Annotated in this window: 9 protein-coding genes; 3 read left to right on the top strand and 6 right to left on the bottom strand. The window is 56.2% G+C overall.

All coding sequences use genetic code 11. The annotated features are described in order from the left end of the window. Together tatC and FHS19_RS26665 are read left to right on the top strand one after the other, a co-directional pair. Complete coding sequence (tatC, locus tag FHS19_RS26670; RefSeq protein ID WP_183584821.1) at nucleotides 1-729, top strand: twin-arginine translocase subunit TatC; 729 nt, start codon at nucleotides 1-3, stop codon at nucleotides 727-729. Nucleotides 730-877: 148 nt separating this feature from the next. Further along, nucleotides 878-1,078, top strand: coding sequence for a twin-arginine translocase TatA/TatE family subunit (locus FHS19_RS26665; RefSeq protein ID WP_183584819.1), 201 nt, complete (start codon nucleotides 878-880; stop codon nucleotides 1,076-1,078). A gap of 984 nt (nucleotides 1,079-2,062) precedes the next feature. Here FHS19_RS26665 and FHS19_RS26660 read toward each other — a convergent pair. From FHS19_RS26660 to FHS19_RS26645, 4 genes are all read right to left on the bottom strand, one after another. Further along, complete coding sequence (locus FHS19_RS26660) at nucleotides 2,063-3,952, bottom strand: ABC transporter ATP-binding protein (protein WP_376771975.1); 1,890 nt, start codon at nucleotides 3,950-3,952, stop codon at nucleotides 2,063-2,065. Next, nucleotides 3,939-5,684 carry an ABC transporter ATP-binding protein gene (locus tag FHS19_RS26655; protein WP_183584817.1) on the bottom strand — a complete coding sequence of 582 codons (1,746 nt, stop codon included), beginning with the start codon at nucleotides 5,682-5,684 and terminating at the stop codon, nucleotides 3,939-3,941. Before FHS19_RS26655 ends, FHS19_RS26660 begins: the two co-directional genes overlap by 14 nt. A 137-nt stretch (nucleotides 5,685-5,821) precedes the next feature. Next, nucleotides 5,822-6,823: a glycosyltransferase gene (locus FHS19_RS26650; protein WP_183584815.1), complete on the bottom strand. Its 1,002-nt coding sequence runs from the start codon at nucleotides 6,821-6,823 to the stop codon at nucleotides 5,822-5,824. 60 nt (nucleotides 6,824-6,883) lie between these two features. Then, nucleotides 6,884-8,548, bottom strand: a complete 1,665-nt coding sequence (locus FHS19_RS26645) for a PucR family transcriptional regulator (RefSeq protein ID WP_183584814.1) — start codon at nucleotides 8,546-8,548, stop codon at nucleotides 6,884-6,886. A 148-nt stretch (nucleotides 8,549-8,696) separates the two neighbouring features. Between FHS19_RS26645 and ald the strand changes: the two genes are divergently transcribed. Then, entirely contained in the window at nucleotides 8,697-9,824 is a 1,128-nt protein-coding gene (gene ald / locus FHS19_RS26640) for an alanine dehydrogenase (protein WP_183584813.1), read from the top strand. A 92-nt stretch (nucleotides 9,825-9,916) separates the two neighbouring features. Here the strand turns inward: ald and FHS19_RS26635 are convergent, their stop codons facing one another. Together FHS19_RS26635 and FHS19_RS26630 are read right to left on the bottom strand one after the other, a co-directional pair. After that, a complete protein-coding gene (locus FHS19_RS26635; protein WP_183584812.1) occupies nucleotides 9,917-10,675 on the bottom strand; it encodes a stalk domain-containing protein in 759 nt (252 codons plus the stop codon). 269 nt (nucleotides 10,676-10,944) lie between these two features. Then, a complete protein-coding gene (locus FHS19_RS26630) occupies nucleotides 10,945-14,073 on the bottom strand; it encodes an efflux RND transporter permease subunit (protein ID WP_246426838.1) in 3,129 nt (1,042 codons plus the stop codon). Between the last annotated feature and the right edge of the window lie 59 nt (nucleotides 14,074-14,132).

Here is a 14,132-nt window from a genome sequence, read left to right as displayed (position 1 = left end):
ATGGATCAAGACAACTGGATTGTTCATGTCGCCGAGGCGCGGAAGCGGCTGATCATCGTCGGCATCTGCTTCATGGTGACGTTTGCCGCCGGATTATATGCCGCACCCGGCATCCTGCTCTATCTCAAGTCGCAGCCCTTGGCGGAGCCGATCGCCTGGAACGTGTTCTCCTTTACGGACGGCATTCTGATCTACATGAAATGCGCGCTCATCTTCGCACTCATGTTCACGGTCCCCGTCCTGCTGTACCAGCTGTGGGCGTTTGTGAAGCCGGGGCTCACAGAGCATGAAGCTAAGAGCGCGTTTCCCTTCATTCCGGTCGCATTCATGCTTTTTCTGGCCGGGCTGTCGTTCAGCTACTACGTCGTGTTTCCAATGATGCTGAAGTTCATGAAGCGCATGAACCAAACGATCGGGGCGATCGAAACGTATGGGATTGACCGGTACTTCGGGTTCCTGTTCGATCTGGTCATCCCGATGGCCATCGCCTTCGAGCTTCCTGTGGTCATCCTGTTCCTGACCCGAATCGGGCTCCTGACGCCCGATTCGCTGAAAAAGACGCGCAAATACGCGTATCTGGGACTGGCGATCCTCGGCTCCTGCATTTCGCCGCCGGACTTCGTCTCGCACCTGTCCGTCACCATTCCGCTCATCCTGCTGTTTGAGATCAGCGTATACGTATCCGGCCGCCAGTGGCGGAAAATGCAGTCCAGCCCTTCCGGCAGCTAGGCCGTTTCAGTCCTGCCCATAAGCAACTGCAGCAGCCCCAAAGTCTGGTAACTCGGATGTTACATTCCTGACCAGACGACAGCCGTCATCCGTCCAGTGTCCAGTCATCTGGGCTAGGACGCTAATCCAGAAAAGAGGTGTACATGCTATGCTGAACAACATTGGTGTATCCGGCCTGGTCATTATTCTGGCCATCGCCCTCGTCCTGTTCGGGCCATCGAAGCTCCCGCAGCTCGGAAGAGCGTTCGGGGACACGCTCCGTGAGTTCCGGAGCTCCACGCGCGGAATCGTTGAGGAAGAAGAGAATTCCTCCGACTCTTCGGTGAAGCAGCTCGCCGAGAAGCGCTGATTTGCCCAAAGCAGCGCCCATTAAACAAATAAAAAGCAGCCTTCCCTTTGGGGAATGGCTGCTTTTTTACGAGGGTTATCTCCGGGCGCGTAGCTAGTATTTTCATAACCGCCAGGAATATAAAATTCGTCCTCACCCCATGGACACATCTCTATTTTGTCCTACAAAGGAAGACACGGAACTTATATTCACCAGCCTGCAAATTGAAGAGGATGCCCCTATATTTAGTGTTGATATTCACCAACCACCTATATATGGAAGTGAAACTTGGACCAAAGATAGGGTACTAGTGTCCACCTTTTAAAAGACAAAATCCAAATTTGTATCTTTATCAGTAGACAAGCCCCACTCTAATCGGGAACCAGCATGAGGGTGCAAACCGTTCAGCCTTTTCCGTTTTTCTCCTGGTTTCAAACCCGCCACTGTTCACCGACATACGCCAGATCTCAAACCAAACGGCCCTTCTGTGACACTCTCCCGATCTCAAACCAAACAGCCTTTCTATGACACTCTCCAGATCTTACACCAATCAACTGCTCCCCGGCACTCCGCAAATCTCAAATCAATCTGTTTTTCTCTTTCTCTGTCCTTATCCAATGGACATACTTTTGTTTTGTTTTACAAAAGATGGACACGACACTATATTCTTCTATAGGCGGCTTAAAAGCAGAGATCTCTACATCTTGTATTAACATCTACATTCTAACCGATATATGGGAAGAGGACTGAGAGCAAAGATAGGGTGCGTTTGTCCACCTTTTGAAAGACAAAATCGCGATCTGTTCGTCATCAGTGAACAAAATCCTGGAACGATACAAATCTAAGTTTTGTTCGTTATAAGTGAACCAACACCATTGAAAGGTAATATCTAAAGTTGCTCTTACAAGTAAACCTATTTCTATGAAAAATCATCTGAAGTCGTTCTTATAAGTAAGATAAACTCAATATAATCGTGAACAAGCTCCGAGGGCGCAAGTCGACCAGCTACTCTCCTGCGCTTTCCAGGTTTTTGAACTGGCTCTCGAACATCCGGGCGTAGAAGCCTTGGCGTCCGATCAATTCATCATGGCTGCCCTGCTCCACAATCTCGCCATGATCGATGACCATGATGTTGTCGGCTTCCCGGATCGTGTTGAGCCGATGCGCGATAATGAAGGTCGTGCGATCCTTCATGATTTGGAGCAGCGCATCCTGGATATGCAGCTCGGTCCGGGTGTCAATGCTGCTCGTCGCCTCGTCGAGGATGAGGATCGAGGGCTTCGCCAGGATGACGCGGGTGATGGCGAGCAGCTGACGCTGACCCTGGCTGAGGTTCCCGCCATTCTCCGACAGCTCCGTTTCATAGCCGTCCGGCAGGCGGCGGATGAACACGTCGGCGTTGGCCATCACGGCGGCTTCGCGGATCTCCTCATCCGTGGCATCTGGCTTGCCATACTTGATGTTCTCCTTAATCGTGCCGGAGAACAGGTACGTATCCTGCAGCACGATCCCGAACGTGCGGCGCAGGCTGTCGCGGGTGTAATGGCGGATATCGACGCCGTCGATCTGAATGGAGCCTCCGGTCACGTCATAGAACCGCGTCAGCAGATTAACGATCGTCGTCTTACCCGCCCCTGTCGGCCCCACCAAAGCCGTACTGGTCCCCGGCTTCGATTCGAAGCTGACCTTCTTCAGGATCGGCACCTCTGGCCGGTATCCGAAGCTTACGTTCTCGAATACGACGTGGCCTTTGGTGCGGTCAAGTCGTACCGCATCCGGCAAATCGTCCGGCTCCTCCCTCTCGTCCAGCACCTCGAACACCCGCTCCGCACCGGCCACGCCGGACTGGAGCAGATTATAGATGTTGGCCAGGTCGTTCAGCGGGCGAACAAACTGGCGGGAGTAGCTCAGGAAGCTCGCGATCACGCCGACGGTAATGAGGCTCTTGACAGCGAGAATCCCGCCGACAAGCGCGACTGCAGCGAAGCCGATATTGTTGATGACGTTCATCAGCGGCATCATGAAGCCGGAACGGATCTGCGCTTTGAGCCCGACTTCAAACAAGCGGCCGTTGACCGTCTCAAACTCGTTAATCGCCTGATGCTCATGATTGAACGCCTTGACGACTTCTATGCCGGAAATCGTCTCTTCGATATGTCCGTTCAGCATGCCGAGCTGAACCTGCTGCTCCTTGAACAGCACCGACGTTTTGCGGGTAACCGTACGCGTCAGCAAATACAGAATCGGCACGGTAATAAGGCTCGCCAGGGTCAGGATCGGGCTGAGCACGATCATCATCACCAGCGATCCGATAATGGCAATGCCGCCGGCCATCAGCTGCGTGGTGGATTGGGAAACGGTCTGGCTCACATTGTCGATATCGTTGGTCAGCCGGCTCATCACTTCCCCGTGCGACCGGGCGTCGAAATACGAGACCGGAAGCTTCTGCAGCTTCTGAAACAACGAACGGCGCAGCCCCGCAACGATTCGCTGCGATACGCCGGCCATCAGCCAGCCCTGCAGGAAGACGAGCACGACGTCCGTGATATAAGCAGTTGCCAGCACGATAATAAACGACTGAAGCAGATCGAAAGCAACGCGTCCATGGTTCGCGGACATGGCGTCGATCGATTTGCCGATCAGGAACGGCCCGATCAGGGTCACGCCGGCATCAATGATGATGAACACCATGATCAGGCTGAGCAGCTTGCGCTCGCGTCCAAAATAGCGCCACAGGCGCCCCATCGTTCTCCGGAAGTTTTTGGGCTTGACCGGCTTGCCCCGGCCCATGCCCCCGCTCCCGGGTCCCCTCATCATCCCGCCGGGACGCCCCGCAGGACCCGGAGCTCCCGGAGGCGGCGCCTGCTGTGCCTGTGCGGCTTCATTCTGCGGCATGCTGATGCATCTCCTTTCCCATCTGGGACTGGTAAATCTCCTGGTAGACCCGGCACGTCTCCATCAGCTCTTCATGCGTGCCCGTGCCGACCATCTCCCCGCGGTCCATCACCACGATCCGGTCGGCATCCATGACCGACGTGATCCGCTGGGCGATCAGGATGCAGGTCAGCTCGCTGGCATACGTCCGCAGCGCTTCCTTGATTCTCGCCTCGGTCGCAACGTCCACCGCGCTCGTGCAGTCGTCGAGAATCAAAATCTCCGGCTTCTTCACCAGCGCCCTGGCAATGGACAAGCGCTGCTTTTGTCCGCCCGAGAAGTTGACGCCGCCTTGGCCGATCCGGCTGGCGTAGCCTTCAGGCGAAGCCATGATGAAGTCATGCGCTTCGGCAATCCGGCACGCCTCCTCCATTTCATCTTGGCTCGCGTCTTCCTTGCCCCATTTCAAATTGTCTTCTACCGTGCCGGTGAAGAGCATGATCTTCTGCGGAACGACGGCGATCATCTCGCGCAGCGCATGCGGGTCCATGTCCCGCACATCGGTGCCGGCCACTTTGACACACCCCTCGCTGGCGTCGTAAAAGCGCGGAATCAGGCTGACCAGCGTGCTTTTACCCGAACCGGTCGAGCCAATAATGCCCACCGTCTCTCCGGGAAGGCAGGTCAGTGTAAAGTCGCGAATGACCGGGTCGCCTTGAGTGCCCGCATAGGAGAAGCTCACTTGCTCAAAGTCGATACGTCCGTGCTGGGTAACGCGTTTCGCCGCCGACTGGCCTCCATGATCCAGCCCGCTTCCTTCGGCAAACACCTCGCCAATCCGGCCGGCGGACGCTTTGGCCCGGACGAACATGTTGAAGACGTTGCTGATCATCATCAACGAGAACAGCATTTGCGTCATGTAGTTGATGAACGCAATGATGCTGCCGACCTGCATCTGCCCGTTGTCGACCCGAATTCCGCCAATCCAAAGGACGGCGATGATGCCGAAATTGAGGAAGAGCGAAATACCCGGTCCGAAAACGGACATGACCCTCATCGACAGGACCGAGCGGCTGGACAGCTCTGTGTTGGCGCTTTCAAATTTTCCTACTTCGTAATCAAAGCGGTTGAACGCCTTGACCACCCTTACGCCCGACAAGTACTCGCGCATGACGCCGTTCACTTTATCCAGCGCCCGCTGCACCCGGATAAAGAATGGAAAACCGATCTTCATGTTCAGCACGATCAGGACGGCCACAACCGGCACCACCACCGCCAGCACGAGCGACAAATGCACATCCAAACGGATGGCCATAATGAGGCTACCCACGCACAGCAGCGGCGCCTTCACGAAGAACCGCATCATTCCGTTCACGAAGTTCTGCACCTGGGTGACGTCATTCGTCAGCCGCGTGATGAGCGAGGCCCGGTCGAACTTATCCATGTCCTCGAACGACAGGGACTGGATTTTCCGGAACAAATCCGACCGCATTTCCGCCCCGAACCGCTGTGACACATGGCTTGAAATGATGTTTCGGGTGGAGGCCGACACCGCGCCGACGGCAGTGATCAGGAGCATGAGCCCTCCGTAATGAAGGACTTGATCCATCCGGCTCTGGGCCACCCCGACATCGATGACCTTGGACATCATCGTCGGCTGCAGCAGATCGCACAGCGACTCTACCGCCAGAAACAATACGGCTACGCAAAACAGTTTCCAGTATTTCTTGACATACTTGTTGAAAAAGGACATGGCTGCATCACCTTTTACGCTTATTTTAGGTAGAGCTACATGTTCATGTTCACCTATATGTAATTTAAGACATATACACTAGTGAAGATTACTCCTTTTTCGGTCATCTGTCACGACCAATATCCGGCAAAATCAATTTATTCCCTAAGCCACTTGTCGAAAAACTCGCGGTACCCTTCCTTCATAATCCGGCTGGAAAAGCTCTCAAACGCATAGCTCCGGTTGTCCCAGGAATAAGAAGACGGCGATGCCGCCGCCATGTTGACCAGCTCAAACCAATTTTTTTCGTTTCCTGAAAAGGAGTGCCTTGCGCTGATATGACCGTAACAAGGGTGCTCGGGCTTTACGACGATTTTACCCATGGCGAGCGCCTCGGTCAGCGGCATGGCGAACGTATCGAATTTCGAACAGTTCCAGTACACCTTCGCCGTGTTCATCAGTTTAAAAATATCGTCCTGGCTCAGCGCAAACTGCAGCCGGACATTGAGCGGAATGTCGTACTTCTTCATGCTCTCCCGGTATCGTTCGCCCCCGAAGACCATATACACCTCCTTGTCCGGATTTTGACGGGCGTACTCCAGCACGAGATCCGGCCGGCGGTTCTCCTCGTCCCGTCCGATCCATAGAATGCGGTTGTGCACAATCTGCGACGGGTCAAAGTGCCGCTCCGCCAAATCCTCACTGAAGCCGATCGGGATCACATCCACGTCAGTAACCCCAAAATTGCGGGCAAGCTCGCCTTTCAAAAATTCGGTCTGCACGATCGCCTTGTCCACCATTTGATAAAAGGGCTTCATCATGTCATACCCCGTCAGGGCCGGGTCGGGAAAGCTGTGCGGAAAGAGCACGCTGTTTTTCAGAAACATTTTCAGATAAGTAAATCCGGATACGGTATAGATCACGTGATCGATGCCGTTGGCATAAATCTGGTCCAGCACAATGTCATAGTTCACCAGGTCGCCCTTCTCATGCTCATATCCCGGCACCCAGTCATACCCGCTCACATGGCGCTCCGGAGATATAAAGACGATATCCACCCCCAGCTCGCGGCCGATGGCCTGCAGGCGGTCCGCAAAGACGCGCGGCCCCTGCCTCTCGGTAAATTGGATCTTTCTCATGACCAGTCCGACTTTGTTCATAACTTCATCATCCTTTATCTGCACTGCCTTTCTGAGTTGGAAAATCAACAAGTTTACGGGTCAGGACAAGAGCGGGCAGGCTAGCAGCGCCATTTCCAGGCATATGCGGCGTTCCGGCTCCAAAAAGTCCTCCCCGAGAATTTCGTTTAGTTTGTCCAGACGGTTGTACAGCGTCTGCCGGTGAATGAACAGCGCCTTGGCCGTATCGTTCTTCGAGCCCATGTACTGCAAATAGACGTCGAGCGTCTGTACTAAATGCAGGTGATGCTCCTTGTCGTAAGCCGTCAGCGCCCCAAGCTGCTCCTCGACGAACGATTCGAGGAACGCCTTGTCCGGGATGGCCTTCAGCAGCTGGTAGACGCCGATCCGCTCGTAGAACAGGCTGCTGCGCATCAGCTCCACCGTGCGGGACACCTCCATCACCTGCTCCGCTTCCTTGAAGCTCTTGTGCATGTCGGTCATCCGCGGGCGGATGTTGCCAAAGCCTGCGTGCAGGCTGAACGGCTGGGACAAGCCCACGCCGGTCAGGCGCAAGCTCTCCACAATCCGGCGCACCGCCTGCTTCAGGGCCGCCGCGTTGTCTCCCGAAGCAGATCGCTCCCTCCCGCACAAAATATAGATGCGGTGTCCCTTCTGCATCAACAGATTGCGCAGCCCGTGCTTCTTGAGCAGGGCGCGCAGCCGGACGAGGAGATCCTGCTCCTCCGCTTCGATCCGGTCCCGGTCGGGCCGCAGGGCGCTGTCCGGATACTCCATCTCGACAATGCCGCCGATGAAGTGGACCTCTCCCTGCTTGGCCGGACGTACGCCCATCCGGGAACGCGCCGCCTCTTCATCATCCAGCTGGTGGGACAGAATGTCCTGGATCAGCTGGTTCTGATCCCGCAGATGCTTCTCCTCCAGGAACAGCATCCGCAGCAGCAGCGTGGCCAGCGATTTGGCCGTGTAGTCCAGCAGCAGGACGATCCGGTCCAGCGGCTGCTGGCCTGGAAGGATCATCCCCACGTACGCCAAGGTCTCGCCGAGACAGATGACGGGCTGCGAGAGCAGCAGCCGGTCGCCCGGCATCGGGAAGCGGCTGGGCTCCTGGGCGGCCGCTTCATTGCCCTCCACCTCCTTGCGGTAGAAGAAGGTCAGCTCGTCGGCCTCCTCCGCTGCAGCCGGCTTCGGACAAAATTTATTCGTCTCCACGGACGAATGATACACAATTTGATAACCCGTGTATTCATATAATACATGGAGAACGGCATGAACATCCGTACTCTGCAGGGTAATTTGCTGCAGCCGGCGGGAAAAGGCCTCCAGATCCTTCAGCAGCTGATGCTGCTGGTTGATCAGCAGCCCGTGAATATCCTGGGTGATTTCAACGAAGCGGACAGGCTGCTCGAACACGAGCAGCGGAAAATCACACTGGTCCGCCAGCTCGATAATTTCCTCCGGAATGTTCTCGATGCTCGTGCCCAGCTCCACGCACAGCCCCGCCGCCTGCTGGCGGATGAGCTGCTGCATGTAGGACAGGCGCTCCTGCTCGTAATGATGGAGCCAAAGGCCGGTGGTGAGGATCAGGTCGTTTTTCGTCACGAACGGGGCCACGTTCGTGATTTCGAGAATATGCACCCAGCCCACCTCACGGTCCAGGCCGTTCGCTCCGGCAATCAGCCGGGCCCGCTTGAACACCGGGCGCTCCAGCACTTCCCGGATATGCAGGTTGAAGCCGCTGCTCATCGGCATTCACATCCCTTATGTTAATTATGGTAACACCAGCCGAACATTATGTCCTGCCGCTGCGGCAAACGGATTGACAAGACGTATGATGAATACGCGCCGATTCAATTGTACACTTTTAATATATTATGAGGTGAGGTGATCTGTCATGAAAATCGGAGTACCCAAGGAAATTAAAAACAACGAAAATCGTGTCGCCGTCACGCCGGCAGGTGCCCTCGAACTGATTCAGCACGGACATGCCGTATATATCGAGCATCAGGCCGGAGCGGAAAGCGGGTTTCCCGATGAAGAATACAAGCAGGCCGGAGCCACCATTCTGACGGAAGCATCGGAAGTGTGGTCCCAGGCTGATATGATTATGAAAGTCAAAGAGCCGCTTCCCAGCGAGTACGGGTATTTCCGCAAAGGGCTCATCCTGTTCACGTATCTGCACCTGGCCGCCGAGCCGAAGCTGGCCGAGGCGCTGGTGCAGTCCGGCGTTACCGCCATCGCCTACGAAACCGTGAACGTGAACGGCACCCTGCCGCTGCTCACGCCGATGAGCGAGGTGGCCGGACGCATGGCGGCGCAGATCGGCGCCCAGCTGCTGGAGCGCCCTCATGGCGGCAAAGGCATCCTGCTCTCCGGCGTTCCGGGCGTATCGCGCGGCAAGGTGACGATCATCGGCGGCGGTACGGTCGGCATGAACGCGGCGAAAATTGCCGTGGGCCTCGGCGCCGACGTCACCCTGCTTGATCTCAGCATCCCGCGTCTGCGCCAGCTGGACGATATTTTCGGCAGCCAGATCAAGACGCTGGTGTCCAGCCCGTCGAACATCGCGAAGTCGGTTCAGGAGGCGGACCTCCTGATCTGCGCCGTCCTGATTCCAGGCGCCAAAGCGCCGCGCCTCGTCACCGAGAAGATGGTCAAATCGATGAAGCAAGGCTCGGTCATCGTAGACGTGGCAATCGACCAGGGCGGCATCGTCGAAACGATCGACCATATCACGACGCACGATAACCCGACGTACGTGAAGCACGGCGTCGTGCACTACGCGGTGGCGAACATGCCGGGCGCGGTGCCGCAGACCTCCACCCTGGCGCTGACGAACGCCACCATGCCTTTCGCCCTGAAGCTGGCCGGCGAGGACCTGCAGCATCTGCTGGCGACAAACAGCGCCATCCGCAGCGGGGCGAACGTGGTCAACGGCAGCATCACTTACGAGGCGGTGGCCCGCGACCTCGGCTACGACTACGTGCCGGCGGAAAAAGCACTCGGACGCATTAAAGTATAGTTGTACCACTCATCCCTATGGGATCGATACTCATGTCAAAAACCGGCTTCCTGATGTGCAGGAGCCGGTTTTTATATTCCGCTTGAGTTACTTTACTTCACGGTGATTTGAATCTCGGCGGATCCCTCGATAGACTCGCCAGTGGACTCCAGGCTAAAACTAGCCCCCGCGCTAATCGTGTACTTCCCGGAAGGAAGGGTGCTCCACCTGGTGTCCTTCAACATCTGGGCGGGCAGTTCCTCGTTTGGGTGCTCCTTTTGATAAAGCGTAAAATTGTAGTTTGGGATATCATTGGATGAGTCCAACTGGTCCAGAAACACATCGCCGGGCGAATAGGTAGTGGGGATCAGGATGGCTGGAATAAGGGCGCCTCCTCCCTCCCCCGCCTCGTTGCGAATCTCAAAATAGAACGGCTTAAAGCCCTGATTAACAACCGCGTCCTTTTCCCCTAAATACTCCAGCTGCGCCCAAACCGGAACTGGCTCGCCGTAAGGAACCTCCGTTTCAGATGCATATATGGACAGCCTGAAATCCCCCAGTGTCTTCGAGGCATGAACCTTCGACTTGCCGGTCACCGGAACAGGCGTATCCACATGCACCGTATTGAACTCCTTGTCGTAAGAAACTTCGGCTCCCATCGCCGTGGAAACGTCACGCAGCGGGACGTACGTCGAGTCCCGGTACGAGAACATCGGACCGGTTCCGCCTTTCGCCTCTTCCCCATTAAAAACCAGCCTCGGCTGAACCGGCTTGACCTGAAGCGTATCGGAAGAATAAGCTGCGATGGATAAGCTCCATGCGGCGGCAGCCAGAACGGTTACCGCACCTGCCCGCATCCATAATTTGCTCATATGCTGCACCCTCTTTTCCGAAAATCTGTATGCCTCTCGGACTTATTAGACATATAGAATGGTTAGCCCTATCATACCATGATTATGGAATTTTTTTGAAAAATTAGGGTGCAGAAAACAACGCTATCCCCCTCTTGACTGCTCCTTAGGAAATGGTCAGAAGATCCTCGAGAGATTCTCAGAAAGCCCTCAGGAGATTTTTCAGAAGATACTCTTCTAGTACTCAGGGGTACTCAGGGGTTCTCACGAGGTTCCTAAAAGGACCTCACTCACGACGTTTTCAGCAGCCTCTTCGCCCCACGGTCTGCCGCCTCAGACCGGTAGCGCCGAACTAGCACCCAGTCATACAAAAGCGGGATGAGCAGCAGGCTGATCAGGGTGGAACTGATCATACCGCAAACGACGACGATGCCGAGCATTTTCGAGATAACGGTGTCGCTGCCGCTCGAAAAGCACAAAGGCAGCAGCGTCAATACGGTGGTCACCGCCGTCATCAATACGGGGCGTACCCTGGAGGAAGCGCCGAGAAGAATCGCCTCCCTCGGGGCCATTCCTGCGGATAGATGGCGCTCGACCCGGTCCACCAGCACGATGCCGTTCGTTGCGGCAATGCCGGTAATCATCAGCAGGCCGACAAGCGTGGCCAGATCCCACTCTCCCCCGGTCAGGACCATTCCGGCAATAGAGCCGATAAAGGCGAAGGGAATACCGGCCAGCACGCAGAGAGGAGCCCTCCAACCCCGGAAAACCATGCTGAGAATCAAGAGGATCAGCACAACGGAAACCGATAAAGCGATCGCCATTTCTCCGATCATTTGTCCAACTTGAGCGGTAATGCCGTTCATCGAATAATGCACGCCGGCAGGCAGGGTCAGCTCACCCAGACGTTTCTTGACTTGTCCGGCGACCCGCTCGATATCCCTGGATGTAATATTCGCGGTTACCACCGCGAAGGGCTCGCCATCCCGCTCCCGAACGACCTGCGTCCCGGCAGCCCTCGTCAAGGTTGCCAGCTGTTCCAGCGGCACAGACTTGCCGTCCTTTCCTTGGAACGTTTCGCGTCCAAGTACGGCCAGCACCTCCGTTTCCGGCAGTTCCATGCCGGAAGCGTCATCGCGGGCGGCCGGGAGCTCGGTCCGGAATTCAAGGGGAACGGCTTCCTGCCTTCCGGCGTTCATCTCGACCAGCGTCTCTCCGGCCAAATAATTCCGAACTCTTTCCATCACCTGCTCCGGCTTCACCCCGGCGCGTTCCAGCTTGGCCCGGTCCAGCTCGACCCGGTAACCCGCAAGGCCGCCCTCATCATCGGCCGCTCCGAGAACGCTCAAGTTCTCCATCCCTTCGAGGCTGCTGCGGATCGTTCCGGCGGCCTGCTCCAGCGTGGCGCCGTCGGCCCCGGTTAGATCAATTTTTACCTGGGAGTCATCCCCGGATATATTCTGGTTCGTGACGGTCACCACGGCACTGCCCGACAAAGCGGTCAGCCGTTCTTTCAGCCTCGTCGTCACCGCGTCGAGGTCCTCACCCTTTTGAACCGACACGGCAATATTGGCGATATTGGCGCCCTGGATCCAACCTCCGCCCGCGTCAAACACATCGTCGAATTGAGGAGTAAACGTGGAGCCCAGCACCGAAGAATAGGCTGAAATTCCGGAGTCGGAAGCCAGGACCTGTTCCATACGCTTTACAGCAGCATCCACTTGAGACAACGTCGTCCGTTCGGGAAATTCCAACTGGACGTTCATTTGACCCGTAGCGTTGGCAGGCAAAAAGTTCACCGGCAGCAGGAAGCCTCCAGCGACGGCACCTGCCAACAGCACCGCAAAGACGGATATCAACCTCCCTTTACGGGAGAAGGCCCACTGGAGGACACGCCGGGTAACGGGTTCGAGTGCCACACCGGAAGCGCCTGGGCGGTCTTTTTGCCATACATGATACAAAGCAGGAACAACCAAAGCCGCCACCAGCAGCGAGGTCAGCAGAGCAATGACCACCGACCACGCGAACCCCGAGAACGCGGCACCAATCATCCCACCGACCAAAGCGATGGGAACAAACACCGCAACAGTCGTCGCCGTCGACGATACGATGGCGGGCAGCATTTCCTTGGCTGCTTCAGATATCCGCCCGGAAGACGAAGATTTGGCTTGGCTCTGCTTGCGGTGGATATTGTCGAGGATCACGATCGTGTCGTCGATCACCCGCCCCATCGCTACGACGAGACCAGAAACGGTGAGAATATTGAGGCTGAATCCCATCACGTGGAGCAGCCCCGTGGTTACCAGAATGCAAATCGGCAGCGACAGCGCAATGAGCAGCGTCGACCGGATGTTGCGGAAAAAGAGAAATACGCTGACCATGGAAAATAAACATCCTAACAGCCCTTCCCGAAATAGCCTGTTCAGGGAAGAGTGAACCTGCGCTCCCTGGTCAAACATGACGGAAAGTTTCACATCCTCCGGCGGGTAGCCGGTCATGCCTGAGAGACGGCTGTGAATGCCCTCCGATACTTCCGTGATGTTGGCCGACGGTTTTTTGAGAATGTCCAGTACAACGCTCGCGGCTCCTCCGGTTCTGGAGATCGTCTGCTTGTCGACCAAGGATGGGGACAAGGTTGCAACCGAGGAGAGAGGCTCGCTCTGCCCGTTGGCCCCTTGGATGGGAAGGTCCATCCAATCCGTCGCATTCGGACTCCAGCCCGAGGCCTCGAGAGGAATGGACATGATGCTGTCCGTCAGCTTGCCTTGGACCGAAGGAAAGCTCACCCCGGCCAGGGACTGCTTGACGTTATCGACCGTTAATCCGTACTTGGTGAGGTCTTCCATCCGGACCGACAGAACATAACCGTTCTTCGCGGAGCCGGTAGCCCGGACTTCGCTTACGCCCGGTGTATGCAGCAGTTCATCGGCGATTTGAGCCTGAACGGTCGTTCTCAGCGCATCCTCATCCACTTTTCCTGAAGGACTTGTTATGTTCAGCCTCATGATCGGAAAAGAGCTCGTGCTAACGCGGGTGACGGTCGGTTCGCCCGCGCCCGCTGGCAAGGCTACATCCCGTAAAGCATCGGTTACGTCCCGCTCGGCACGATCCATGGTGTAATTCAAGGGAAAATACAAGCTGATCAGGAGTCCGCCGTTAAAACTGTTCGTCTCCACCGATTGCAATTCTTCCACGCCGCGGACCGCCTGCTCAATCGGCCTCGACACGGCTTGTTGGATCTCCTCGGCCAGGAAACTCGGGGCATGAACCGTAATCATGAGTGTAGGATTGTTGATTGGCGGGAGATAGTCCCGATGCATCCGGTAAGCGGATGTCCCCCCCCAGACCAAGATGATGGCCAGCAGGATCAGAATCAGCACCGTTCGTTTCATCGCCGCCTCGATGAGTCTGTTCATCATTACTCAGCTCCTTGTGGGATAGACGAATGCAGACAATCCCCCATGCTCCTAAACGGAAC

The organism is Paenibacillus rhizosphaerae (assembly GCF_014192015.1).
Lineage (GTDB): Bacteria > Bacillota > Bacilli > Paenibacillales > Paenibacillaceae > Paenibacillus_AQ > Paenibacillus_AQ rhizosphaerae.
The sequence above is the reverse complement of the archived record's forward strand: the minus strand, read 5'-3'. Positions and strand labels throughout refer to the sequence as shown.